Raw genomic sequence first — 24,806 nt, 5'->3', positions numbered from 1 at the left:
GGCCGTCGGCATCCTGCCCCTGAGCGGATAACGGCCATTCCAATGTCACCGAAACGGCAGAACTGCCAACAATGAGGAGGATGTCATGAAGAAGATCGTTGCCGCGCTCGCGGCGCTTGCCGTCAGCGCGACGGTGCTGATGGCGCCCGCGCAGGCGCAGGACAAAAAATACACCATTGCGCTCATTCCGGGCCTCACCACCGACGGCTTTTACATTACCATGCGCAAGGGTGCCCAAGCGGCCGCCGACGCGCTCGGCGTGAACCTGGTCTTCCAGGGTGCTCCGGACTTCAACCCGGTCACCCAAGTGCCGGTGCTCGACGCGGTCATCGCCAAGAAACCGGATGCGATCCTGATCGCGCCGACCGATAAGGTCCAGCTGGTCGAGCCGCTGCGCAAGGCCAACGACGCCGGCATTCCGGTCATAACAGTCGATACTTTCATCGGTAGCGGCGTCTACCAGACGGGTGCTGGGGATGCCGATTTCCCGCTGGCCTACATTGCCTCGGACAACGTTCTGGGCGGCGAGATCGCCGCGCGTGCGCTTGCCACCGCCGTCGGCGACAAGGGCAAGGTCTATGTGTCGAACGTCAAGCCCGGCATCTCGACCACCGACCAGCGCGAAGAAGGCTTCAAGAAGGAGATGGCCAAGCATACGGGCATCACCGTGCTGGAGACGCAATTCAATGACGATGACGCCAACAAGGCGGCCTCGCAGCTGCAGGCCGTCTTCGCGCGCAATCCCGATCTGGTCGGTGTGTTCGGGGCCAATTTGTTCTCCGCGCTGGGTGCGGCCAACGGCGTCAAGCAGGCCGGGCAGAGCGGCACCGTCAAGGTCGTCGCCTTCGATGCACCGACCAGCATCGTCGACAACATCAACACCGGCCTGGTGGACGTGGCGATCGCCCAGCATCCCGCCGAGATCGGCTACTTCGGCGTCGTCTCGGCCTATGCCCACCTGACCGGCCATTCAATCCCGGTCACGATCGGCACCGGCTTCACGATCATGGACAAGTCCAACATCGCCGACCCGAACATCTCGAAGTATCTCTACTCCGAGTAGGTCAAGACGAGCTTGGCTCCTCCCGGTCCGCCGGGGGGAGCTCGTGCCGGGTTCCCAGAGGCGGGGCCTGTTTGAACACAGCCGCGCCGCGGAGTATTCATGACATCGACATCACCAGCCCAGTCGGCCGAGAAGCATGTCGCCCCCCAGGCCGATCATGGCGATCCGGCCAGGAGCCTGATCGGACGCATCGCCGAAGGGCGAGCCTGGTTGTTCCTTGCCGGTCTGATCATCTGCTTCGAAGCATGGTCGAGGTTCGCCTTCGGCGCGACGTTCGTGCTCAACCCTTTCAACCTGCAATCCATCGCGATCTTCGCCATAGCGCCGCTGCTGCTTGCGACCGGACAGACTTTCGTCATCATTTCTGGCGGTATCGATCTGTCGCTCGGCTTCATCATGGGCCTTGCCGCCGTCGTTGCCGCGCATGCCACCAATATGGCGGGCGCCGCCGTTCCCTTGCCGCTGGCCATGCTGGCGGGCATCCTCGCCGCGGTGATCGTCGCCGGCTTGCCCGGCATCATCAATGGCCTGCTGATCTCGCGCCTCAGGGTGCCGCCGTTCATCGGCACGCTCGGCATGTTCGGCGTCGCGCGCGGCGTTGCCTTCCTGCTTGCCGGCGGCACGACGGTGCCGGTGCAGAATTCCTGGTTCGCGCTGCTCGGCAACGGCAAGTTCCATGGCGTGCCCTACCTGGTCATGATCGCCGCCGTCTTCGTCGTCGTGATGCATTATCTGCTCAGCCAGACGCGGTTCGGCCAGCACAATTATGCCATCGGCGCCAATGTGCAGGCGGCGCGGCGCGCCGGCATCGATATCAGGGGCCACATATTGCGGCTCTATGTGCTGTCGGCGATGTGCGCCGGTCTTGGCGGGGCGCTCTACGCGGCGCGCTTCACCGCCGGTGCGGCGCAAGCCGGCGAGCCACTGCTGCTCGACAGCGTCGCGGCGGTCGTCATCGGCGGCGCCAGCCTGTTCGGTGGCTCCGGCACCATCCTGGGCACGGTCGCCGGCGCGCTGGTGATCGCGGTCATCCAGTACGGGCTGGTCTTCGTCAATGTCGAGCCGTTCTGGCAGTTCATCGCCGTCGGCGTCGTCATCATCATTTCCGTGCTCATAGACCAGGCGCAGCGCCGGTTCAGTGGAGGCCGCCAGGATGAATAGCACCGACCAGAACACCCCCTTGCTCGAGGTCCGCAACCTGTCCAAGCATTTCGGCGCCGTGCGCGCGCTCAACGATTTCTCCATGGCCGTGCGGCCAGGCGAAGTGGTGGCGCTGGCCGGCGATAATGGCGCAGGCAAGACGACGCTGATCAAGGCGATCTCGGGCGTGTTCCAGCCGACAGGCGGCGAAATCCTGCTCGGCGGCCAGCAGGTGGCATTCGCGACGCCGCAGGAGGCGCGCGAAAAGGGCATCGAGACGATCTATCAGGATCTGGCTCTCGCCGACAATCTGTCGATCGGCGCCAACATTTTCCTTGGCCGCGAACCGATGTGCAAGGCGTTCGGCTTCCTGCCGGTGCTCGACCGCAAGGCCATGGCCGAGGCGGCCAGGGAGACGATGAAGCGACTGGATTTCCACGTCAGCCGGATGAACGCCCCGGTCAGCAATTTCTCCGGCGGCCAGCGCCAGGCCGTCGCCATCGGCCGTGCCGTCTACTGGGATGCGCAGATCCTCATCATGGACGAACCGACCGCGGCACTTGGCGTGCCGGAACAGCGCAAGGTGATCTCGCTCATCCACCAGCTCAAGGCGCAGGGACGCGGCGTGATCTTCATCTCGCACAATCTGCAGGATATCTTCGCGGTCTCGGACCGCATCGTCGTGCTGCGCCGCGGCGTCCAGGCCGGCGAGCGCAAGATTTCCGAGACCAACCATGACGAGGTCGTCAGGTTGATGGTTGGGGGGTAGGCCGTCCTGTCGGCATGATCTTGTTCGAAGACCGGATCATGGTCTGTTCCTGTTCAGTCTAGGCGCAGCCGCGACCAGTGCCTTGCCGATGGCCGATCGCGGCGCGTCGATAACGGTTCGGGCATCGCCGCTCTCGGCAATCCGCCCGGCATCGAGAAGGATGACGCGGTGGGCGACCGCCCGGACGACGCCAAGATCATGCGAAATGAAGAGATAGGCGATCCGTTCCTCGCGCTGCAGGTCGAGCAGGAGATCGAGGATCTGGCTGCGCACCGAGACGTCGAGCGCCGACACCGCTTCGTCAAGCACGATCAGCGGCGGCTTCGTGGCGATGGCGCGGGCAATCGCCACACGCTGCCGCTGACCGCCGGAGATTTCATGGATTGCGCGGGGCGCGAGATCGGCCGCCAGGCCGACCCGCTCCAGCAGGGCAGCGATGCGGCGCGGGCGCTCCGAGCGCGGGGCGACGCCATGAATGCGCAAGGGATCATCGAGGACGCGCGCCACCGTGGCGCGCGGATTGAAGGCGGCCAGCGGATCCTGGAACACCATTTGCAGGCGCGCGCGACGGGCTCGAAGTGCCGAGCCGCCCAGAGCCAGGAAATCATCGCCTTCGAATTCAATGCGTCCGCCATCCGGCTCGATCAGGCGCAGCGCCAGCCGCGCGATGGTCGACTTGCCGCTGCCGGAAGGGCCTGCCAGCGCCAGCGTTTCGCCGGGCTCGATATGAAAGGAGACATCGTCCACCGCAGCAAGGGTCGTGCCGCCGCGACTATAGCGTTTGGTGAGATTGGACACTGTCAGCAGGCTCATGCATTCAGCCTGCTTCGGTGCAGCAGCGGCTCGGCGTCGAGGCCGATATGGGCGTCGAGCAGCGCGCGGGTATAGGCTTGCGTCGGGGCTTCGACAATCTGCTCGGTCTTGCCAAACTCCACGACCTGGCCGTGGCGGAACACAGCGATGCGTGCGGCAAGCTCGGCGGCGAGCGCAATGTCATGGCTGATAAACAGCAGCGTCATGCCGTCCTCGGCCACAAGCCGTCGAATCAAATCGACGATCTCGGCCTGCACGATGGTGTCGAGCGCGCTGGTCGCCTCGTCGGCGATCAGCAGTTTCGGCCCGGCGGCAATCGCGGCGGCAATCGCCACGCGCTGCTTCTGGCCGCCGGAAAGCTGATGCGGGAAGGCACGCAGGGCGGAATCGGGGTCGGGCAAGCGGACGCGTTCGAGAAGGGTTTTGGCTTTGGCAAAGGACCGGTGCCAGTCAAGGTTGAGATGGGTGCGCAACACCTCGGCAATCTGCTTGCCCACGGTCATCACCGGGTCGAGGCTGGCTGATGGGTCCTGGAACACGAAGCCGATATCGCGGCCGCCGAGGGGGATATTGTCATGAAGCAGGAAAGGTTCGCGTTCCGGCTCGAGGGAATGCGACATTTGAATTTTCGAGGTCTGCCAGTCGATACTCCCCTCAATCCTGGCGCTCGCCGGCAACAATCCCGCGATCGCCAGCGCCAGCGTGCTCTTGCCCGAACCGCTTTCACCGATGATGGCCAGCCGTTCGCCTGCCTGGATATCGAGAATAATGTTCTTCAGCGCGGCGACCTCGGTGCCATCACGGCGGTAGGTCACCGTCAAATCTCGGATCGACGCCAATACCGTCACGACAGGCCCCCGCGTACCGCCGTCGTTTCGACGATGCCTTCGCCGGCGAGATAGACGCCGAGCACAGTCAGCACCAGCGCAATGCCCGGGACGATCGAGAGGAACGGGGCGGTGCGCAAGACAGCGCGACCTTCCGCGATCATGCCACCCCAGGTAACCCGGTTGGGGTCGCCAAGACCAAGAAAAGACAGGGCTGCTTCGGTGAGGATCGCGGCGGCGACGATCACCGATGACATCCCCAACATCGGCGGCAAGGCATTGGGCAGCACCTCGCGAAAGGCGATTTCCAGGGGATGCATGCCAATGACACGGGCACTGGCGACATAGTCGCGTTCGCGAATGGAGAGGACTTCCGCGCGGGCGACCCGCGCCGGTCCCGTCCAGGTGCCGAGCGCTATTGCCATGACGACGACGCCGAGCGAGGGCCCAACCACGCTGACGAAGGCCAGCGCCAGCAGGAAGCCCGGCACGGTTTGGAAAGCGTCAGTGATGCGCATCAGCACCTCGTCGATCAGGCCGCCGGCGAAACCGGCCAGCGTGCCGATCACCGCGCCGACGGCGAGTGCCGCGGCCGCAGCGGCCAGACCGACCGCCAGCGACGTACGGGCGCCGTGGAACAGCTCGGCCAACACGTCGCGGCCGAGCCGGTCGGTGCCGAGCGGCAGCGACCAATCCCGGAAGGGCGGCAGCAGCGCCGCGCCGGCAATGGCTTGCGGGTCCCCGGGAAACAGCAGCGAGGCCGACAGCGCCATGGCGAAAAGCGCCGCCAGGATGATGGCACCGGCGACCGCCTCGGGCGTGCGCAGAAAGCGGCGCAGACGGCTCATGCACCGGCCCCGCTGGCGCCGACGCGCGGGTCAAGGAAGGCATAGGCAATGTCGACGACAAGATTGATGACGATGACCAGGACGGCGCTGGTAAGAATGATGCCGAGCAGCAGCGGCGTGTCGCGCGCGGCCACCGCTTCCTGCGCCAGCCGGCCGAGGCCCGGCACCGCAAAGACGCTCTCGATGACGACGCTGCCGCCGAGCATCTGCGCCGACTGCAGGCCGAGCATGGTGACCAGCGGCAGCAGCGCATTGCGGGCGACATGAGCGAGCACGATGCGGCGGCGCGATAACCCCCTGGCGTGGGCGGCCAGCACAAAATCCTGGCGCCAGGCCTCGGCCATGCCGGCGCGCATCATGCGCAGATAGAGCGCCAGATAGATGAAACCGAGTGCGCAAACCGGCAGCACCAGATGGACGGCGATGTCGGCGGCGCGGTCGAGGCCGGTCTTGTCCGAGGCCAGGGTTTCGACGCCACCGATCGGCAGCCAGCGCAGGTCGACGGCGAAGATCACGATCAGCACCAGGCCGAGCCAGAAGCCGGGCACTGCGTAGAGCGCCAGCGAGGCGACGGAGAGAAAACGGTCGCGGAAGCTGCCTGGCCTGGCGCCGGCATAGATGCCGAGCGCCGAGCCGAGGCCAAAGGAGAGCGCGGTGGCGCTGACCATCAGGAAGAGCGTGGTCGGCAGTCGCTCGAGGATGACATCGCGGATCGGTCGGGAAAAAGTGACGGACCGGCCGAGATCGAGATGCAGCAGTGCCCAGAGGTAGTTGGCGAGCCGCGTCAGCTCCGACTGATCGAGACCCCAGCGGTGGCGCAACAGCTCGATCATGCCGGCGTCGCCGCCGGTCGAGACGATGTAGGCGTCGACCGCATCGCCGGGCGCTGCTTCGAGCAGCACGAAGGTGCCGATGACGACGATCAAGAGTACGAAGATGCTGCCGACGAGGCGACGGCGCAGGAGGACGAGGGCGCGATTCATGCGGACCTCGAATGCGCGATAAAGGACATAAGGAAATGTCGAGCCCAGGGGCCCCCTTCTGTCCTGCCGGACATCTCCCCCTCAAGGAGGTAGATTGGCTGCTGCCGATGTTTTTCCTCGCGAACTCTCATCCGCGCAAGTCTGTCACGATTCCAGATACGTGTCCGCCCAGTTCGACACCGCCCAGCGCGGGTTGTTGGCGATGTTGCCGACCTTGTCACTGGCGACGCTGATAAAGCTCCATTCGGCGACGTTGATCAGCGGCAGGTCGGCCGCGACCTGCTTCTGAAACTCCTTGTAGAGGTCGGTGCGCGCCGTGGTGTCGAGCGTCTCGGAGGCCTTGGTGATCAGGGCGTCGAGCGCGTCATTCTTGTAGCCACCCTGGTTGGAGAACGGCACGCCATCGGGAATGCCGCTCTGCACCAGGATGGTGGTCGAGATCGCCGGGTCGCCGCGGAAAACCGGCGGGCCGACCGCGAGGTCGAAGGCGTGGTCGGTATAGACCGCCTTGATGTGGGCGGCCGAGTCGTTGTTGACCAGCTGCGCGTCGATGCCTATTGCCGCGAGCGCCTGGCGCAGGTAGTCGCCGAACTGTTTCGTCTCGTTGAAATAGGGGGCAGGCAAGAGCCTGAGCGAGAAGCGGTTGCCGTCGGCGCCTTTCTTATAACCGGCTTCGTCGAGCAGCGCGTTGGCCTTGGCGACATCGAAGGCATAGATCGGCACGTCGGCGGTGTAGAATTGCGGATCGTTCTTCGGCACCGGCCCGGTCGCCGTGGCGGCGTAGCCGAGGAACACTGTCTTGACGACGAAGTCCTTGTCGATGGCGTGCGCGATGGCCTGACGCACCTTGAGGTCGGCCAATTCCTTGCGGCGATGGTTGATCTCCACCACGAGCTGGTAGGTGAGGCCCTCATAGCCCTTGGTGATGACCTTCAGGCCGGGAACCTTGGAGATGCGGTCGAGATCGGCCAGCGGCACGGCCGAGAAAGCCGCGAGTTGGATTTCCTCGGCCTCCAGCGCGGCGGCGGCCGAGGTACGGTCGGGCAGGACCTGATAGATGATCTCGTCAAGATAGGGCTCGTCCTTGCCCCAGTAGTCGGCGTTCTTCGTCAGCCGGTAATACTGGCCGGCCTTGTACTCGCCGAACTTGAACGGACCCGTACCGATCGGTGCGTTGTTGGCAGGGTTGTCCTCGATCTTGCCGACTTCGTAGATGTGCTTCGGCACCACGCTCGACAGCGCCGGCAAGGCGTTGCGGATCAGCTGGAACGGCGTCGGCTTGGCGAATTTGAACACGGCGGTCAGATCGTCTGGTGTCTCGACCGTGCTGAGGTCCTTGAACACGGTCCGGCCGAGATTCTGCAGCGGCTTCCATATCTGCAACGCCGAGAAGGCGACGTCGGCCGAGGTGAACGGCTTGCCGTCATGCCATTTGACTCCTTCGCGCAGCTTGAAGGTCGCCGAGAGCCCGTCGGCGGCACCTTCCCAGCTCACCGCCAGCCGAGGCGCGAGCCCGTCCTTGGCCTCGAAGGAGGCTTCGGCCAGCGTCTCGACGATCTTGCTGGAGATGAAGAACACGCCGTTGGAGGCGACGATCGCCGGGTTGAGATTGCGCGGCTCGGAATCGGCGGCAATCACGAGCCGTCCGCCCTTCTTTGGCGTCTGCGTCCAGCCCAGGGCCGGCATGGCGGTGGTGGCCAGCAGCAGTGCCGACCCGGTAAGCATGGTGCGTCTGGAAATCGTGAAACCTGACATGATCGAACTCCGTCCTCTCCTCCACCCGACCCGGCGCGACCTCGAACGTCGGCGCGCGCATCGGCATTATGGGCCTTGCCGAGGGTTTCGCCAGAGACGGAATTGGCGCATCCTTGCTTGGCTTTGAAATTTCCGTCCGCTGGACCAGTTTAGCACAAGCCCAGTCAATTCGACTGGGTGGTAGGACCAGATTAGCGGATATGCGCACAAGTGACGCTTGGGTGACCACCGAACGTTGTGTTCGTGAACATTCTGGCTAGACCAGAGCGTGAAAAATAGTGCAGATTTGATCGCGAGCCGGGGATCGGATGCGAACAGCGCCGGTCCCGGGCAATTCAGGGAGAGAGTGATGAACATTGCGCCAGGCAAGAGTGCCGTCAGCAATATCCCGTTCGAGCAGGCCAGGGTCGACCGGCTGATGGATGAGGCCGGCATCGACGTGCTGCTCGCGACCTCCAAGCACAATACGCAATATCTGCTGGGCGGCTACAAGTTCATCTTCTTCGCCGCCATGGATGCGATCGGCCACAGCCGCTATTTGCCGATCGTGGTCTACGAGAAGGGCGGGCCGGATCATGCTGCCTATATCGCCAACCGCATGGAAGGCGGCGAGCACCAGAACCACCCGTTCTGGACGCCGACGCTGCATGCCGCCTGCTGGGGCACTCTCGACGCCGCCAATCTTGCCGTCGAGCATGTCAGGAAGATCGGCAAGGGCGATGCCCGCATCGGTATCGAGCCCGGTTTCCTGCCTTCGGACGCTTATGCGCTGATCCGGAAGGCATTGCCCGATGCGAAGCTGATCGATGCGACCGACATGCTGGAACGTATGCGTGCCATCAAGACCGACGCGGAGTTGGAGAAGCTTCGCATGGCCTCCGAGCTGATCACCGATTCCATGCTGGCGACCATCGCTTGGGCGCGCGAGGGCACGACCAAGGCCGAGTTGATCGAGCAGATCAGGCGCGAAGAGACCAATCGTGGTGCGCATTTCGAATATTGCCTGCTGACGCTGGGCTCCAGCCATAACCGCGCCACCTCCCCGCAAGCGTGGAAGAAGGGCGAAGTGCTGTCGATCGATTCCGGCGGCAACTATCACGGCTATATTGGCGATCTCTGCAGGATGGGCATTCTGGGCGAACCCGATGCCGAGCTCGAGGATCTGCTGGCCGAGGTCGAAACCGTGCAGCAGGCGGCGTTCTCCAAGGTGAAAGCCGGCACGCTTGGCGGCGACATGATTGCTTACGCCGAGGGTGTGCTGAAGACATCCAAGGTCGCGCCCTATACGGATTTCTTCGCCCACGGCATGGGGCTGATCACGCACGAGGCGCCGTTCCTGATGACCAACCACCCGGTGACCTATGAAGGCACCTATGCGGCCAAGCCGCTGGAGAAAAACATGGTGCTGTCCGTGGAGACCACAATGCTTCACCCGACGCGCGGCTTCATCAAGCTGGAGGATACGCTGGCGGTGACCGAGAGCGGGTACGTGATGTTTGGCGATCGGGGCCGGGGATGGAATAGGGGTGGGACGGCCTGATTTTGGAGGGCGGCGCTGCCCCTCATCCGCCCTTCGGGCACCTTCTCTTCGTAGAACGGGGAGAAGGGAGCAGCCTCAGCACTGGCAATTGGCGAAAGCGTCGATGACAGCACCTTTCTCCCCGTCAGTATACGGGGAGAAATGTCCGGCAGGACAATGAGAGGCGGCGCTGCCTCCAGCAGAATAGGTTGATCAACTGCGCGGCGGGATCAGCCTGAAATCCGGCAGTTCGCGCAGACCCAGTTCCGGCCCGGCCGGCGAATAGACGACGAACAACTGCATCGGCCCGTCGCCGGTGTTGAGCGTCGAATGGAAGCGGCTTTCCGGCACATAGATGGTGCAGCCGGGGCCGACTTTCTCGACCACCGGATTGCCCTTCTCGTCCTCCACCATCTGCTCGCCATGGCCCGAGATGACGAAGATGATCTCTTCCGCACCCGGATGGTTGTGGCGGGTATGGCCCTTGCCCGAGGGCAGGTCGACGACGCCGCCGGAAAAGCGGGTCGCGCCGTTCACTTCAGGTGCCACCGTCAAGGAGAGTTTTCCCCAATCGAAGCCGAAGGCGCTGACGTCCTTCGGGTAGACAAACACCTTGCTCTTGTCGGCCATCTCTCATTGTCCCATCTTTTTCTTGGCGGTCTTCTCACCGCCGAGCGTCACCGCCTTGAAGTCCGCCGTCTGCCTGGCGATCGCGGCTTCCGCCGGCAGCCGTTCCATCGAGCTTGCGCCATAAAAGCCGTGCAGGCCCTTGGCGTGGGAGAGGATGTAGCGGGCATCGTCGGGCATCGAGATCGGGCCGCCATGGCAAAGCAGGATGACATCCTTGCGCACTGAGCGCGCCGCCTCGGCAATGGCGTCGATGGCCACGACGCAGTCGTCGAGCGACTTGGCCGAGGTGGCGCCGATCGAGCCGCCGGTGGTCACGCCCATATGGGCGACAACGATGTCGGCGCCCGCCTTGGTCATGGCGCGCGCTTCTTCGGGGTTGAAGACATAGGGCGTGGTCAGGAGGTCGAGCTTGTGTGCCTCGGCGATCATGTCCACCTCTAGGCCGAAGCCCATGCCGGTCTCTTCGAAACTCTGTCGCATCTGGCCGTCGAACAAGCCGATGGTGGGAAAGTTCTGAACGCCGGAAAACCCCATCGTCTTCAGTTCCGCCAGCAGCAGCGGCATGATGACGAAGGGATCGGTGCCGTTGACGCCGGCCAGCACCGGCGTGTGTCTGACCACCGGCAGCACCTCATAGGCCATCTCCTTGACGATCTCGTTGGCGTTGCCATAGGCGAGCAGGCCGGCGGCCGAGCCGCGGCCAGCCATGCGGTAGCGGCCGGAATTGTAGATGATGATGAGGTCGATGCCGCCGGCCTCCTCGGCCTTGGCAGACAGACCGGTGCCGGCGCCGCCACCGACGATCGGCACGCCTTTGTCGATCATTCCCCGGAACTTCTTCAGTATGTCCTTGCGTGGTATGGTTGGCATGTCTGGGTCTCACTGTCTGGCGATGTCGAGAAAGGCCGCGACCGCCGCCTTGGCAAAGTCCGGATCGTTGATGTGCAGCGCCAGGCGGGTGACGCGGCGCGTCGCACCCGGCCTGATGGTGCGCTCAATGGCTCCGAACAGAGCTGCGTCGGCTTCCGGATCGAAGAAGGGGCCGCCTTCGATGTCGAGCGCGGAAACGCCATTTTCCGGGATCAGGAAATGCACCGGGCCTTCGCAGTGGGCGAGCCTTGTGCCGATCCATTCGCCGATCGCGCGGCATTCCCGCGCGGTCGTGCGCATCAGCGTGACGTTCGGATTGTGCTCGTAGAACAGCCGACCACGATGATGCTCCGGAATGGTCGATGGCGCCCAGAAATTGACCATGTCGAGCGCGCCGACCGAGCCGACATAGGGCAGCTTGGTGCGGGCGATGGCACCGAAACGATCCTCCGTCGCCGGCAGCACGCCGCCGAACAGCAGGTCGCAGACCTCCGTTGTGGTGATGTCGACGACACCCGACAGCAGACCGCTGTCGGCCAGCTTCTCCATGCTGCGGCCGCCAGTGCCAGTGGCATGGAAGACCATGCAATCATAAGTCGAGCGGAGGTGTTCGGCGATTGCCGTCACGCAAGGCGTGGTCACGCCGAACATGGTGAGGCCGATCGAGGCCTTGCCGTCCGCTGCAGGCGCCGGATTGACCGCCATGCCCGCTATCGCCTGGGCGGCGTTGTGCAGCACGACACGAGACAGCCGGTTGAGGCCTGCCATGTCGGTCACCGATGGCATCATGATGATGTCGGACACGTCCACATAGGGGGCCGTGTCGCCCGAGGCCAACGTCGAGACCATGAGCTTGGGCAGACCGAGCGGCAGCGCGCGCATGCCCGCTGTGATGATCGAGGTGCCTCCGCCGCCGCCAATGCCGATGATGCCCGATATGTCGTCGCGGGACCGGACAAAGCGCGTGAAGGCCTCAGCCATTGCCGCAACCGATCTGCCGCGGTCGTCGATGCCGAGCACCGCACCGCGGCCATCGGGGTGATGAGCGGCTACCTCCTCAGCCGAGACGTCGACCGGCACGGTCGCGCCTCGCGTGCCGACATCGACACGGCAGACGACGGCCCCCGTCGCGGCGATCGCATCGGCCAGGAAGGCGAGTTCCTCGCCCTTGGTGTCGGCGGTGCCCACCACATGGATGCGCTTCATCCGCGCCTCCCTCGGTTGGTTGGTTCGAAGGTGGTGATGCTCATCAGAAAGCTTTGTGCGCCGTAGAGCGTCAACGTGGCCACTCCAGGAAAAGGGCTGCCATTGCAAATTTTTGAGACGCGCGTATCGTATTGGCATGGATGTCTCACGTCAACAACCCGCAACGGACGACAACGCCGGGGAGAGGGCCGAGCGCGGACCGCGGGCGCGGACAAAGCGGCTGATGCTGGAGACGGCCACGCGACTGATGCAGGCGGGTGCCACGCCTTCCGTCAGCGAGGTCGCGGAGGCAGCCGAGGTCTCCCGGGCCACGGCCTACCGCTATTTCCCCAGCCAGGCAGCCCTGGTCCAGGCCGTCGTCGACGAGGGGCTGGGGCCAATCTTGACCTGGAAGTCCACCGCCGCCGATGCCGAGCGCCGCGTCGCCGAACTGTTCGACACGGCCATGCCGCGCATCGAGGCCTTCGAGGCGACATTCAAGGCTGCGTTGAAGCTGTCGCTCGATCAATGGGCGCGGCGCCAAGCGGGCACGCTGGGCGGAGAGCCGGCCTTCACGCGCGGCCATCGCGTCGAATTGCTGAAGGAGGCGCTCACGCCGCTCAAGGGCCGCTTGCCGCCGCGCGACGTCAAGCGGCTGGCGCAGGCGCTGTCACTGATCTTCGGCGTGGAGGTGCTGATCGTGCTCAAGGATATATGGGGGCTGGACAGCCGCCGGACGATGTCGGTGGCGCAATGGGCGGCGAGTGCGCTGGTGCGCACGGCAATCTCGGAGTCGGCTTATGGTGGTGATGGGTCTGCTTCAGGAGCGGCAGAATAGTCCCAATCTGGTTCGACCAGATTTCCCTGCATACCGCTGATCCTAGCCCAAAATAAGGTCATGGGGCAAGGCCAATGTGTATCATTGAGTAGGAAAATCATGGGAAAACAGGCAGATAAAGCTCCACTTGGACGGTAACGGCCCAGCCCTCCGTTCAAGAAAGGACTTGACGTCGCTGCAGGATTGGTAATACCAGATCAAGGAAGATAAGCGGTTCGAAAGTGAGGGCTGCGATCCATTTCCGGACAGAGCGAGGAGGCTCCGAATTCGGAAAAGCGCGACCACGGGAGGAACTACCAGGGCCGGCTCCGTCGCCGGCTCGTACGACAAGGTAGAATGCGCACAAGGGAGGAAATCATTATGCGCAAGTTAGTGACCAGCATGCTTGCTGGTATCGGCTTAACGCTTGCCTGCGGAACGTCCGTCTACGCGCAGGAAAAGTCGCTCACCATCTTCTGGGCGGAATGGGATCCGGCCAATTACCTGCAGGAACTCGGCAACGAGTACGAGAAGGAAACCGGCGTCAAGATCACGGTGGAGACCACGCCCTGGTCCGACTTCCAGACCAAGGCCTTTACCGAGTTCAACGCCCATGGCGACGCCTATGACCTGGTCGTCGGCGACTCGCAGTGGCTCGGCGCCGGCTCCACCGGCGGCCACTACGTCGACCTGACCGACTTCTTCAAGAAGCATGATCTCGGCAACGTCATGGCACCGGCGACGGTGAAATATTATGCCGAGTATCCCGGCAACAGCGGCAAATACTGGGCGATCCCGCTTGAGGGCGACGCCGTCGGCTGGTCCTATCGCAAGGATTGGTTCGAAGATCCCAAGGAAAAGGAAGCCTTCAAGGCCAAATACGGCTACGACCTCGACGTGCCGAAGGATTTCAAGGCGCTGCGCGACATCGCCGAGTTCTTCCACCGGCCGGATCAGAAGAGATACGGCATCGCCATCTACACCGACAATTCCTACGACGCGATGGCGATGGGCTTCGAGAACGCGCTGTTCTCCTATGGTGGTGAGCTGGGCGACTACACGACCTACAAGGTCGACGGTCACATCAACTCCGAGAAGGCGGTGGCCGCGCTCGATGCCTACAAGGAGCTCTACAAGTTCACGCCTCCGGGCTGGGCCAAATCGTTCTTCGTCGAGGACAACCAGGCAATCACTGAAAACCTGGCCGCGATGAGCATGAACTTCTTCGCGTTCTTCCCCTCGCTGATCAACGAGGCGTCGAACCCGAATGCCAAGAACACCGGCTTCTTCGCCAACCCTCCCGGTCCAAATGGCGATCAGTTCGCCGCACTCGGCGGGCAAGGCATCTCCGTCATCTCGTACTCGAAGAAGCAAGACGAGGCGATGAAGTTCCTCGAATGGTTCATCAAGGACGAGACCCAGAAGAAGTGGGCTGCCCTTGGCGGCTATACCTGCAGCCAGGCGGTGCTCAAGTCGCCTGAGTTCCAGAACGCCACGCCCTACAACAAGGCCTTCTACGAGACCATGTTCAAGGTGAAGGACTTCTGGGCGGTGCCGGAATATGCCGAACTGCTGCAGCAGCTCAACCAGCGCGTTTATCCCTACATGATCGGCGGCAGTGGCACCGCCAAGGAAACGCTGGACGCATTGGCTGGAGACTGGAACGCGACCTTCAAGAAATACGGCCGCGTCCAATAATCCTTCATGTCCCGCGGAGGGGGCGGTGTCGCCTCCTCCGTTTCTTTTTCTTGAACCGGGAGCAGGGTCTTGGCGACCACGATGATCACCACCCTCGACAGATCCACGCGCGCCGCGGCACGCGGCCTAAGCGATATCTCCATCCGCAATCTCTTCATCATCCCGACGGTTCTGTTCCTGATCGTCTTCAACATTTTTCCGCTGATCTACTCGCTCGGCTATTCCTTCACCGACTTCCGCGCGTCGACCAATGCGCCGGCGAATTTCGTCGGGTTGCAGAATTATCGCGACCTGCTCAACGACCCCTATGTCTGGTCGAACTTCGCCATCACGGCGAAATACGTGATTGTCTCGGTCGTCGGACAGCTGCTTGTCGGCTTCGGCGTGGCGATGCTGCTCAACCGGGACATTCCGCTCAAGGGTCTTATCACCACGCTGCTGCTGCTGCCGATGATGCTGTCGATGGCGGTGGTCGGGCTATTCTGGAAACTGCTTTACGACCCGTCATGGGGAGTTATCAACTATGCGCTCGGGCTCGGCAATTTCGAGTGGCTGGCCGATCCCAAGATGGCACTCTACGCTGTTGCGTTGACGGATATCTGGATGTGGTCGCCCTTCGTCATGCTGCTGTCGCTGGCCGGACTGTCGGCGGTGCCGAAGCATCTCTATGAGGCCGCCGCGATCGACCGCGCCGGGCCGTTCTACACCTTCTTCCGCATCACCCTGCCGCTGGTCGCGCCGATCCTGATGATCGCCGTCATCTTCCGCACCATGGAAGCCTTCAAGACCTTCGATCTCGCCTACATCCTGACCAGCCAGCCGACGGCCGAGCTGATCTCGATCCGGCTCTACAAGATGGCGTTCCAGGAATGGCAGACCGGGCGCTCCTGCGCTATGGCCTACATCGTTCTGATCATGGTGCTGGCGATCACCAACATCTACGTCAAGTATCTCAACAAGGTGAAGGAGCGCTGAGATGGCAGCCGTCCGCACTTCTTCCGAAATCACCTTCAACCGCGTCGCTATAGTCGCCGTGCTGCTGGTGACGATCATCTTCCTGGCGCCGATCTACTGGATCGCCTCGACGGCGTTCAAGCCGCGCAATCTTGCCACCACTATTCCGCCGACCGTCGTCTTCCAGCCGGAGATATCGCCGTTCGTGAAGCTGTTCACCAAGCGCTCTCAATTGCGCAGTCCGCCGTCGCCGGAAGAGTACGCGGCGGCCCCATGGTGGGAGCGGGTCGTCTTCGACGGTGGCGAAAAGATCGTGCGCGACGGCAAGGGCCAGGTGCAGTGGTCGGGCTATCCGAGCCGCTTCCTGAACTCGCTGATCATCGCCATCACCTCGACAGTGCTGGCCGTCGGCATGGGCACGTTCACCGCCTATGGCTTCTCGCGCTTCAGGGTGAAGGGGGAGGCGGACCTGCTCTTCTTCATCCTGTCGACACGCATGCTGCCACCGGTGGTGGTCGCGATCCCGATGTTCCTGATGTACCGCGCGGTCGGCCTCAACGATACCCACATCGGGCTAATCATTCTCTACACCGCCTTCAACCTGTCCTTTTCGGTGTGGCTGATGAAGGGTTTCATGGATGAAATCCCGAAGGAATATGAGGAGGCGGCACTGGTCGACGGCTACACACGCATGGAAGCCTTCTTCAAGATCGTGCTGCCGGAGGCCGCCACCGGTATCGCCGCCACCGCCGTCTTCTGCTTCATCACGGCGTGGAACGAATACGCCTTCGCGCTGATCATGACCAACCGCCGCGCCCAGACCGCGCCGCCGTTCATCCCGAGCCAGGTCGGCTCGGGCCTGCCGGACTGGACGGTGATAGCCGCCGGCACCTTCCTGTTCCTGCTGCCGGTCGCCATCTTCACCTTCCTGCTCCGCAACCATCTGCTGCGCGGCATGTCCTTCGGAGCGATCCGCAAATGAGCTTTCGCGCCATCAATCAGAAATATCTGGAACCGGGTTCGCAGATACTCATGGTGCTCGGCATCGTGGCCCTCTGCCAGCCCTGGAACATGACCCTGCACACCTACGGCCTGACCATCATCCTGATCGGGCTGATCGGTTTCAACATCACCTCGAAGATCGCGCCCGAGGAACAGGCCGGCACCGGTCATGCCGCGGACGCGCGAAATCCGGGAGCACAGCATTGACCCAGATCGAGCTTCGCGGCGTCCAGAAATTCTTCGGTGCCGTCCAGGTCATCAAGGACCTCAACCTCAAGATCGCGGACAATGAGTTCATCGTGCTGCTCGGCCAGTCCGGTTGCGGCAAGACGACGACGTTGCGCGCCATCGCCGGACTGGAAACCATCGACGAGGGCGACATCCTCATCGACGGCAAGCCGGTCCAGCATCTGAAGGCCGCCGACCGCGACATCGCCATGGTGTTCCAGTCATTCTCGCTCTACCCGCATATGAGCGTATACGAGAACATCGCCTTTCCCTTGCGCGCCACGCGCAAGAGCAAAAGCGAGATCGACCAGGAAGTGCGCTCGGTCGCCAAGACGCTGCAGATAATGGATTTGCTGGCGAAGAAGCCGTCGGCGCTTTCGGGCGGCGACATGCAGCGCGTCGCGATCGGGCGGGCGCTGGTGCGGCGGCCGAAGGCGATGCTCATGGATGAGCCGATCGGCGCGCTCGACGCCAAATTGCGCGAGGAGATGCGGGCCGAGATCAAGCGGCTGCATATCAAGCAGGGCTCGACCACCATCTATGTCACGCACGACCAGATCGAGGCCATGAGCCTCGCCGATCGTATCGTCATCATGCATGAGGGCGTGCTGCAGCAAGTGGGAACGCCCGACGAGGTCTATTCGCGGCCGGCCAATCTGTTCGTGGCCCAATTCGTCGGCAGTCCGGTGATGAATGTCGCCGACGCGGCGGTTGCCGAAACACCGTCATCGGCTTCAGTTACGGTTGGTGGAGCGGCTTCCGGCTTTGAGTTTCCGCGGGCGCTGCTGTCGAAACTCAACGGCCACGCCAGCGGCCAACTCGCACTCGGCATCCGGCCGGAAGGCGTCCTCATTCGCCGTGACGCGGCCGATGGCTTCATGGCCGTCGAGACGCAGATCGTGGAACCGCTCGGCTCCTTCGACATCGTCGACCTCAAGGTTGGCTCTAAAATGCTGCGGGCCCGCACGAAGAGCGGCTTCGTTGCCGGACCGGGCGAGAAGGTGTTTGCCCGAATCGATCCGACCCAGGCGCATTTCTTCGACAAGGCAAGCGGCAAGTCGCTTGAGGTGAGGCTCTGATGGCCCATATCCAGCTCAAGAACATCTCCAAGAGCTTCGGCAACCACACGGCCTTGACCGGGCTCGACCTCGACATCGCCGATGGCGAATTCTTTGTCCTGCTCGGCGAGACGGGCGCCGGCAAGACGACGACGCTGCGGCTGATTGCCGGCCTGGAGAAGCCGAGCGAGGGGCAGGTCTTCATCGACGGCGTCGACGTCGCCGACTGGGGCGCGGCCGAGCGCGACGTGGCTCTGGTGCTGCAACAGTATTCGCTCTACCCGCGCTACACGGTGCGCGAAAACCTCGAATTTCCGCTGAAACCGAAGATCCGCCGGCTGCCGGATGCCGAGATCAAGGACCGCGTCGACCGCGCCGCCCGCACGCTGCGGATCGAGCATCTGCTCGACCGCAAGACCGACCGCCTGTCCGGCGGCGAGATGCAGCGCGTCTCCATCGGCCGCGCCATCGTGCGCAAGCCGCGCGTGTTCCTGATGGACGAGCCGCTGTCGGCGCTCGACGCCAAATTGCGCGAGGCGCTCCGTACCGAGTTGAAGAACTTGCAGATACAGCTTGGCGCCACCTTCCTGTTTGTGACCCACGACCAGATCGAGGCGATGTCGATGGGCGACAAGGTCGGCGTGCTCAACCATGGCCGGATCATCCAGACCGGCACGCCGCACGAGATCTACAACAACCCGCGCGACACCTATGTGGCGAGCTTCGTCGGCTCGCCGCCGATGAACCTCATCGACGGCAGGCTGGTGAACGGCCGCGCGGTGATGGCGCCATTGAATTTCGAACTGCCCTTTGCGGGGGGAGCCAAGATTTTTACGGGGGCTGGGGCGAGTGCGGCGACCGACGGTCGCCCGCTCGTCTTCGGCATCCGTCCGGAGGATGTTTATCTGGAAAGCGGCGCGCCGGTCGAGGCGCGTGTCCACGACGTCGAGAACCATGGCGTGGAAAAGATCCTGACGCTGCGGGTCGGCGATACAACTCTTCGCGCCACGGTGCCGGCCAGGACCGATGTCGCGATCGAGCAACCGGTGCGCTTTGCCTGGAATCCTGACAAGGTGGTGCTGTTCGACAAGGGCAGTGGTGTCAGCCTGCGGCACGCGTCATAGGGCGCGGCTATTTCGGCAGGTAGGTCTCGTAAGGCGTGTCGTTGATCAGCAGGATCACGCATTCCGTCTCCGAGAGGCACGCGTCGTCATGCATCTCATTGGCCTTCTGGGTCCAGTAGGATCCAGGTGGCAGTTCGACCTTGGTCGCTTCACCGCCTTCAATCTGCCAGTGCGCCCACAGACCCTGAATGACCACGGCGCGATAGTCTGCGGTGTGCGCGTGGACAGGCGCGCGCCAGTTGCCCGGGACTTTCAGCAAGGTTCCGGCAGGGCCTTTGGCCCTTTCGCCCCACAGTGGTCCCAGGCGCTGCGGCTGGTCCGGCGCCTCGGCGACGTAAGGGATCTTGCCTGCAGGGAGATAGCTGTCCTCGAGGGCAAAGGCGTGTCCGGGAATGACCGACAGGACACCAAGCGCGAGCAGTACGAAATGATTGGCCATGGGATTTCCTCCACGGGCCAGATTATCCGCCGGAAGCTGGCCTGCAATGACGCTGCGTCCAAAAGACTAGGCAATTCCTCCAGGCGGAAGGATCGCAGCGATTTGTCGTCCCGACGTCAGGACGGCTTGTCGCCGGCATCAACGTGGCGCAGATGGCTCGGCGCCACGCCCATCACCCGCTTGAAGGCGCGGCTGAAGGACGCTTCCGAATCGTAGCCCAGTTTCGCCGCCACCACCGATACTCTCATGCCATCGCGAGCCAACCATTGCCTGGCCTGGTGCATGCGCACGCGCAGCACATATTTGGCCGGCGTCTCTCCGACCACTGTGGCGAAGCGCTGGGCAAAGGCCGAGCGCGAGGCTCCCATCATCCGCGCCAGCGCCTCGACGCTCCAATCGCGATCCGGCTGCAGGTGGATGGTCGCCAGCACCTTGCCGACGTCGGGATTGCGGACGGCGGCGATCCAGCCGGTGGCATCGCCACAGCCGTTCTCGACCCAGGAGCGGATGATCGTGGCGGCCAGCACATCGGCAAGGCGGGCAAGGATCCCGCCGGAGCCGACCCGGTCCATCGTCACCTCGGAGGCCATCGCGTCGAGCAGATGCTGAATACCCGGGGCGTTCGCCATCAACTTATGTGCCTGCATGAGGGTGGGCATCATGTCGAGCAGCGGATGCGAGCCGTCGAGATTGAAATGCATGCTGCCGCAAAACAGCAAGGTCTTGGGCCCACTGCACTCGTTGGAGACGTCGTAGATGTTCTCGCACACCGGTTCGATCGTATAGCTGCCGATCGGCACCGGAGGCACGCCGGGCGCGCTGGCCAGGACATGCTCGTCGCCGCGCGGGATCAGAAGCGCGTCACCCACCGAGAGTTCGATCCACTCCCTGGCGGGTGAGAACAACCAGCAGCCCTGCTGGCCGATGAAATGAAACCGCGCCGCCCTCTGTGCGGGGAAGGAAACGGCCCAGGGCTCGCCCAACACGCAGCGGCCATAGTCGACGCCGTCGAGCCGCAATCCGCGCAGCATGTCGGTCAGAGGATCGCCAGAAGTCGACAGTGCCACTTTGGACGAATTGTAGTTCATTCCGGTGTTTCTAGCATGGGAACTCCAAGCCGTCACTCCCATGTTGCAGTGCGGCCGGATGCTGCGCTGCAGACAAACAGAAGACCGACCGCATAGCAGCCCCGGCGGCAAGGCCATGGAGCCGCGACGCTGCTGCCGTCGTAGTTCCTGCGCGGCCCAAAGCAGTCCGAATAGTCTCTCGCAACAGCCACCGCTGGCAACGGCTCGAGAACCCTTACGGTTTTCGGGCCGCTTGCGTCGTGATGGCGGCAACGAAGCGGTTGAGACTGTCCTCGATATAGACGGCCACTTCGATCGTCGGATCGAAGCTCCACCATAGCAACGAACCTTGCCAATGCGACGCCATGAGCAGGCCAACGTCTTGCGGCGGGTCGTCGATTTCGGCGAAGCAGGCCGCAAGAGCGGCGCATAGGAATGCCTTCCAGGCAGCGCCACGCGCCCTCAGAACGGGGTCGCGCAGATCCTCGCGCAAGACGAGCAGGCCTTCGGCATAGGTTTCGATGCCGCCATAGCCTTGCGATAGCGCAACCAGCAATTCGATGGCGCCAGCCGGGGTTCTTACAATGTCTGTGGCCAGCGTTCTGGTCTTGTCGTCAAGACCGTCCCAGGCATGGAGCAAGGTGCGCTGCTTCAACCGCGCTTTGTTCTTGAAGCGCTGCACCAGGGTTGCGCCTGAAAGGCCGCAGGCTTTTGCCAGACGCTCGAAGGTGAGGGCCTCCGGGCCGTGCTCGTGGATCAATCGCAATGCGGCTTCCAGCACCTGCTCGTCGGACCGGGTTTTGGGACGGGTCATCTTGACATCCTGATATAACCGAATGATCATTTATATATGATGCGGGCGGCGTGAGCCAGCTCGGATTTGATCGATGATGCTGTTTTGGGAGAGTTCAATGACGTTGCAGGGGAAAGTTGCCCTGGTTGCCGGCGGCACACGGGGTGCGGGGCGTGGCATAGCGATCGAACTCGGCGCCGCCGGCGCCACGGTCTATGTCACGGGGCGGAGCACGCGCGGGCAGCCATCGGAGTATGCCCGGCCTGAGACGATCGAGGAGACGGCGGAATTGGTTACCGCGAATGGCGGCAGGGGCATTGCCGTGCGGGTCGATCATCTCATCGCCGATGACGTACGCGGCCTGGTCGGGCGCATCCGGGCCGAACAGGGTCGGCTCGACATACTGGTCAACGATATCTGGGGCGGTGAACAACTGTTCGAATGGAACAAGCCGGTCTGGGAGCACAATCTGGAGAACGGCTTGCGGATGATGCGCCTGGCCATCGACACGCATCTGATCACCGCGCACCATGCCTTGCCGTTGATGATCGAGCGGCCGGGCGGGTTGCTTGTCGAAATCACCGACGGTACCGCCGAATACAATGCCGGGCATTATCGCCTGTCGCCCTTCTACGACCTTGCCAAGGTAGCGGTGAACCGCATGGCTTGGGCCCACGCCAAGGATCTTGCGAAACACGGCTCCACATCGGTCTCGCTGACGCCGGGCTGGATGCGTTCGGAAATGATGCTGGAGCTTTACGGCGTTGCCGAGGAAAACTGGCGCGACGCCACGGCAAAAGTGCCGCATTTCGTCATTTCCGAAACGCCGCGCTTCGTTGGCCGCGCCGTTGCCGCTTTGGCGGCGGATCCGGATCGCGAGCGCTGGAACGGGCAGTCACTGTCCAGTGGCGGGCTGGCGCAAGTCTACGGTTTCACCGATTTGGACGGTTCGCAACCCGATGCCTGGCGCTATGTTCCGGAAGTTCAGGATGCCGGCAAACCGGCTGACGCGACAGGCTACCGATAGAGCAGAATTGCTCAGGCCGAACGCCCGTCGAAGTCGAAGATCGACAAGGTGGACGGGTCGAGACCAGTGACGCAATTGATGTTGACGTAAGCGCTGCGTTCGCCTTGGCTGGTGTCCTCGGCAAATGGATGGATGCCGCAGGTTCGGCAGAAGCGGTGTGCTATTCTCGCCTCGCCGAATGTGTAGCGGCCAAGGTCATCGCCCCAGGCGACGAGCGTAAGCTTGTCTTGTGGCACGGCCCATAGCGGCGCACCCTTGCGGGCGCAGATCGAGCAATTGCAGCGCACGACGCCCTCAAGTTCGCCCTCCACCTCGAACGCAACCTTGCCGCAATGGCAGCTGCCTTTGTACAGCATCAGTATCTTCCTGTCGCTGGCAGGTGCAAAGGCACGCTGGCCGGGTTATCCCTTCGGCAGTCCCAACGGCTGCTTGCCTTAAAGACGGTCCATTCTGGCGGAGTCCGACACCAACATGCAACCAATCCGCGACCGCCTCGAAATTATCATGTCACGTCTTGCCAATCGTGTGGCCGACGAGAAGGTCTTCACGAAGCTCTATGGCGAAGCGGCGCGGGTCGCGGCTGACGCCAGCGATGCCCGCAAGAGAGTGGGCGTGACACTCGGCCCGCTCGACGGCACCATTGTCTCGATCAAGGACCTGTTCGATGTCGCCGGCGAGCCGACCACGGCCGGGTCGCTGATGCGCAGGACCGCCGCGCCGGCACAGCGCGACGCCGCCATCGTCAGCCGGCTTCGGCAAGCCGGTGCGGTCGTCATCGGCAAGACCAACATGACCGAGTTCGCCTTCACCGCGATCGGCGACAACATGCATTACGGCACGCCTGGCAATGCGACGGACGAGAGCCGCATCCCCGGCGGTTCGTCATCCGGGGCCGGTGTGTCCGTCGGGGAGGGGACGAGCGACATCTCGATCGGCTCCGACACCGGCGGCTCGATCCGCATTCCGGCGGCGCTCAATGGCGTCGTCGGCTTCAAGCCGACGGCGCGGCGCGTGCCGCTCTCCGGCGCCTTCCCGCTTTCGGGCACTTTGGACTCGGTCGGCCCGCTTGCCCGAACCGTCTCGCAATGCGCCGCCGCCGACTCGGTTATGGCCGGCGAAGTGCCGACGGAGTTGGTGGCCATTCCACTTGCCGGGCTTCGCATCGGCATTCCGCGCGGCGTTCTTTTCGGCGAGACGGAAGGCGAGCTTGCCGCCGCCTTCGAGTATTGTCTCGGCAAGATCGAACAGGCTGGCGCACGCATTACGGATCTGTCGATCGACGACATGATCGCGGATCTGCGCGCGGCCACCAAGCGCGGTTCGATCGCGGCGATGGAGGGCGCGGAAGTGCATGCTGACTGGCTGGCGACAGGCGCATCGGTGCCGGTCGACCCGCATGTCAGCGGGCCATTGTCGCGGGCGGCGCTGCTGCCGACGCCGGTCTATATCAGGGCGCTCGGCCGCCGTGCCGTGCTGGCCGCCGCCATGGATGAGCGGCTGGCATCGGTTGACGTGCTGGCGTTGCCAGCCACGCCGGTGACGGCGCCGGCCATCGCTTCCATGGCCGAGGATGCCGAGTTGCGTGACCGCACCGAAGCCCTGCTGCTGCGCAACACCCAGATCGCCAACCAGTTCGACCTTTGCGCAATCTCGTTGCCGATGCCGGGACCATCGCTGCCGATGGGGTTGATGCTCGTGGCGCGCAACGGCCATGACCGGCATCTGCTGCGGATCGCGGTGTCGGTGGAGAGGCTGCTGGGGGTTGATCGGCAGTGACTCGTAGATGACGGATCAATGCGATGAACAGTGCTTGCGTTCGCTGTCCTTGGCGGTGCGCACGATGCGGGTCGCGACCAGCCGGGGCAGGCTGTATTCCTTGCCGGCGAAGGTCTGGATGCGGTGCTCGATCGAGCCTCTGACGACGATCTTTCCGCTATAAAGCACGTCGGACTGAGCCGTTATCGCCTTGTCGGCCCGCGGCAATCCGCTGGTGTCGATCGACACGCCCTTGATGGTGCCGGTGCCAAGGTCGAGTGCGCTGCTCGACGGGCAGGGCGCCTTGAAGCAGCGTAGTCCGTTGTCGCAGTAGACATAGCTGCTCTCGGCCGCTGCGAATGACGGCGAGGTGCAGATGGACGAAGTTGCGACAATCAGAACTGCAACGCGAAGACCGGACATGGCCCGCAACGTCGCGGAG

26 protein-coding genes are annotated in these 24,806 nt (G+C 63.4%); 13 read left to right on the top strand and 13 right to left on the bottom strand.

Features of this window, described 5'->3' with window-relative positions:
* Positions 1 to 85 precede the first annotated feature (85 nt).
* The 3 genes from AC3CB8_RS29695 to AC3CB8_RS29685 all read left to right on the top strand — a co-directional run bounded on the left by AC3CB8_RS29695 (position 86) and on the right by AC3CB8_RS29685 (position 2,972).
* Positions 86 to 1,063 carry an ABC transporter substrate-binding protein gene (locus tag AC3CB8_RS29695; protein ID WP_015315618.1) on the top strand — a complete coding sequence of 326 codons (978 nt, stop codon included), beginning with the start codon at positions 86 to 88 and terminating at the stop codon, positions 1,061 to 1,063.
* A gap of 99 nt (positions 1,064 to 1,162) precedes the next feature.
* On the top strand, positions 1,163 to 2,224 hold the full coding sequence (locus AC3CB8_RS29690; RefSeq protein WP_352565950.1) for an ABC transporter permease subunit: 1,062 nt from the start codon (positions 1,163 to 1,165) through the stop codon (positions 2,222 to 2,224).
* Entirely contained in the window at positions 2,217 to 2,972 is a 756-nt protein-coding gene (locus AC3CB8_RS29685; RefSeq protein WP_352596564.1) for an ATP-binding cassette domain-containing protein, read from the top strand. Before AC3CB8_RS29690 ends, AC3CB8_RS29685 begins: the two co-directional genes overlap by 8 nt.
* A 36-nt stretch (positions 2,973 to 3,008) precedes the next feature.
* Here AC3CB8_RS29685 and AC3CB8_RS29680 read toward each other — a convergent pair whose 3' ends face one another.
* The 5 genes from AC3CB8_RS29680 to AC3CB8_RS29660 form a co-directional block, all read right to left on the bottom strand.
* On the bottom strand, positions 3,009 to 3,785 hold the full coding sequence (locus AC3CB8_RS29680) for an ATP-binding cassette domain-containing protein (RefSeq protein WP_352565954.1): 777 nt from the start codon (positions 3,783 to 3,785) through the stop codon (positions 3,009 to 3,011).
* Positions 3,782 to 4,633: an ABC transporter ATP-binding protein gene (locus tag AC3CB8_RS29675; protein ID WP_352565956.1), complete on the bottom strand. Its 852-nt coding sequence runs from the start codon at positions 4,631 to 4,633 to the stop codon at positions 3,782 to 3,784. Before AC3CB8_RS29675 ends, AC3CB8_RS29680 begins: the two co-directional genes overlap by 4 nt.
* Complete coding sequence (locus tag AC3CB8_RS29670) at positions 4,630 to 5,460, bottom strand: ABC transporter permease (RefSeq protein ID WP_023793675.1); 831 nt, start codon at positions 5,458 to 5,460, stop codon at positions 4,630 to 4,632. The genes AC3CB8_RS29675 and AC3CB8_RS29670 overlap by 4 nt, the downstream gene beginning before the upstream one ends.
* Positions 5,457 to 6,443, bottom strand: coding sequence for an ABC transporter permease (locus tag AC3CB8_RS29665; RefSeq protein ID WP_352565959.1), 987 nt, complete (start codon positions 6,441 to 6,443; stop codon positions 5,457 to 5,459). The genes AC3CB8_RS29670 and AC3CB8_RS29665 overlap by 4 nt, the downstream gene beginning before the upstream one ends.
* Before the next feature lie 144 nt (positions 6,444 to 6,587).
* On the bottom strand, positions 6,588 to 8,198 hold the full coding sequence (locus tag AC3CB8_RS29660; RefSeq protein WP_352565961.1) for an ABC transporter substrate-binding protein: 1,611 nt from the start codon (positions 8,196 to 8,198) through the stop codon (positions 6,588 to 6,590).
* Positions 8,199 to 8,547: 349 nt separating this feature from the next.
* Between AC3CB8_RS29660 and AC3CB8_RS29655 the strand changes: the two genes are divergently transcribed.
* Positions 8,548 to 9,738: a M24 family metallopeptidase gene (locus AC3CB8_RS29655; RefSeq protein ID WP_352551796.1), complete on the top strand. Its 1,191-nt coding sequence runs from the start codon at positions 8,548 to 8,550 to the stop codon at positions 9,736 to 9,738.
* Between the two features lie 192 nt (positions 9,739 to 9,930).
* On the opposite strand, the gene AC3CB8_RS29650 is transcribed toward AC3CB8_RS29655, so the two are convergent.
* Genes AC3CB8_RS29650 through AC3CB8_RS29640 form a run of 3 tightly spaced genes read right to left on the bottom strand, consistent with a single transcriptional unit; the run spans position 9,931 to position 12,423 of the window.
* Entirely contained in the window at positions 9,931 to 10,347 is a 417-nt protein-coding gene (locus AC3CB8_RS29650; protein WP_023770706.1) for a cupin domain-containing protein, read from the bottom strand.
* A 3-nt stretch (positions 10,348 to 10,350) separates the two neighbouring features.
* Positions 10,351 to 11,217 carry a phosphoenolpyruvate hydrolase family protein gene (locus AC3CB8_RS29645; protein ID WP_352565963.1) on the bottom strand — a complete coding sequence of 289 codons (867 nt, stop codon included), beginning with the start codon at positions 11,215 to 11,217 and terminating at the stop codon, positions 10,351 to 10,353.
* Between the two features lie 9 nt (positions 11,218 to 11,226).
* Positions 11,227 to 12,423: a Tm-1-like ATP-binding domain-containing protein gene (locus AC3CB8_RS29640; RefSeq protein WP_352565965.1), complete on the bottom strand. Its 1,197-nt coding sequence runs from the start codon at positions 12,421 to 12,423 to the stop codon at positions 11,227 to 11,229.
* A 136-nt stretch (positions 12,424 to 12,559) separates the two neighbouring features.
* On the opposite strand from AC3CB8_RS29640, the gene AC3CB8_RS29635 reads away from it, so the two are divergent.
* From AC3CB8_RS29635 to AC3CB8_RS29605, 7 genes are all read left to right on the top strand, one after another.
* On the top strand, positions 12,560 to 13,240 hold the full coding sequence (locus AC3CB8_RS29635) for a TetR/AcrR family transcriptional regulator (RefSeq protein WP_352565967.1): 681 nt from the start codon (positions 12,560 to 12,562) through the stop codon (positions 13,238 to 13,240).
* Positions 13,241 to 13,600: 360 nt separating this feature from the next.
* Positions 13,601 to 14,917, top strand: a complete 1,317-nt coding sequence (locus AC3CB8_RS29630) for an ABC transporter substrate-binding protein (protein WP_352565969.1) — start codon at positions 13,601 to 13,603, stop codon at positions 14,915 to 14,917.
* Positions 14,918 to 14,986: 69 nt separating this feature from the next.
* Positions 14,987 to 15,892, top strand: a complete 906-nt coding sequence (locus tag AC3CB8_RS29625) for a carbohydrate ABC transporter permease (RefSeq protein WP_023770702.1) — start codon at positions 14,987 to 14,989, stop codon at positions 15,890 to 15,892.
* Position 15,893: 1 nt separating this feature from the next.
* Positions 15,894 to 16,853 (top strand): carbohydrate ABC transporter permease, encoded by a 960-nt coding sequence (locus AC3CB8_RS29620; RefSeq protein ID WP_015315633.1) that lies wholly within the window; start codon positions 15,894 to 15,896, stop codon positions 16,851 to 16,853.
* Complete coding sequence (locus AC3CB8_RS29615; protein ID WP_023793683.1) at positions 16,850 to 17,080, top strand: hypothetical protein; 231 nt, start codon at positions 16,850 to 16,852, stop codon at positions 17,078 to 17,080. Before AC3CB8_RS29620 ends, AC3CB8_RS29615 begins: the two co-directional genes overlap by 4 nt.
* Entirely contained in the window at positions 17,077 to 18,180 is a 1,104-nt protein-coding gene (locus AC3CB8_RS29610; protein WP_023781632.1) for an ABC transporter ATP-binding protein, read from the top strand. Before AC3CB8_RS29615 ends, AC3CB8_RS29610 begins: the two co-directional genes overlap by 4 nt.
* Positions 18,180 to 19,283 carry an ABC transporter ATP-binding protein gene (locus AC3CB8_RS29605; RefSeq protein WP_352551808.1) on the top strand — a complete coding sequence of 368 codons (1,104 nt, stop codon included), beginning with the start codon at positions 18,180 to 18,182 and terminating at the stop codon, positions 19,281 to 19,283. The genes AC3CB8_RS29610 and AC3CB8_RS29605 overlap by 1 nt, the downstream gene beginning before the upstream one ends.
* 7 nt (positions 19,284 to 19,290) lie before the next feature.
* Here the strand turns inward: AC3CB8_RS29605 and AC3CB8_RS29600 are convergent, their stop codons facing one another.
* From AC3CB8_RS29600 to AC3CB8_RS29590, 3 genes are all read right to left on the bottom strand, one after another.
* Positions 19,291 to 19,722 (bottom strand): DUF4437 domain-containing protein, encoded by a 432-nt coding sequence (locus AC3CB8_RS29600; protein WP_352565973.1) that lies wholly within the window; start codon positions 19,720 to 19,722, stop codon positions 19,291 to 19,293.
* Between the two features lie 116 nt (positions 19,723 to 19,838).
* Positions 19,839 to 20,810, bottom strand: coding sequence for an AraC family transcriptional regulator (locus AC3CB8_RS29595; RefSeq protein WP_352565975.1), 972 nt, complete (start codon positions 20,808 to 20,810; stop codon positions 19,839 to 19,841).
* Positions 20,811 to 21,024: 214 nt separating this feature from the next.
* Positions 21,025 to 21,603 (bottom strand): TetR/AcrR family transcriptional regulator, encoded by a 579-nt coding sequence (locus AC3CB8_RS29590; RefSeq protein WP_352565977.1) that lies wholly within the window; start codon positions 21,601 to 21,603, stop codon positions 21,025 to 21,027.
* A gap of 97 nt (positions 21,604 to 21,700) precedes the next feature.
* On the opposite strand from AC3CB8_RS29590, the gene AC3CB8_RS29585 reads away from it, so the two are divergent.
* Positions 21,701 to 22,609, top strand: a complete 909-nt coding sequence (locus AC3CB8_RS29585; RefSeq protein WP_352565979.1) for an SDR family oxidoreductase — start codon at positions 21,701 to 21,703, stop codon at positions 22,607 to 22,609.
* Between the two features lie 11 nt (positions 22,610 to 22,620).
* Here AC3CB8_RS29585 and AC3CB8_RS29580 read toward each other — a convergent pair whose 3' ends face one another.
* Complete coding sequence (locus tag AC3CB8_RS29580; protein ID WP_352565981.1) at positions 22,621 to 22,965, bottom strand: GFA family protein; 345 nt, start codon at positions 22,963 to 22,965, stop codon at positions 22,621 to 22,623.
* 115 nt (positions 22,966 to 23,080) lie between these two features.
* On the opposite strand from AC3CB8_RS29580, the gene AC3CB8_RS29575 reads away from it, so the two are divergent.
* A complete protein-coding gene (locus AC3CB8_RS29575; protein ID WP_352565983.1) occupies positions 23,081 to 24,385 on the top strand; it encodes an amidase in 1,305 nt (434 codons plus the stop codon).
* A gap of 15 nt (positions 24,386 to 24,400) precedes the next feature.
* Here the strand turns inward: AC3CB8_RS29575 and AC3CB8_RS29570 are convergent, their stop codons facing one another.
* The gene (locus tag AC3CB8_RS29570; protein ID WP_023770693.1) at positions 24,401 to 24,787 is read right to left on the bottom strand and encodes a hypothetical protein; all 387 of its coding nucleotides are present in this window, start codon (positions 24,785 to 24,787) and stop codon (positions 24,401 to 24,403) included.
* Between the last annotated feature and the right edge of the window lie 19 nt (positions 24,788 to 24,806).

This window comes from Mesorhizobium sp. P160927, assembly GCF_057766385.1.
This window is presented reverse-complemented; position numbering and strand designations above follow the sequence as displayed.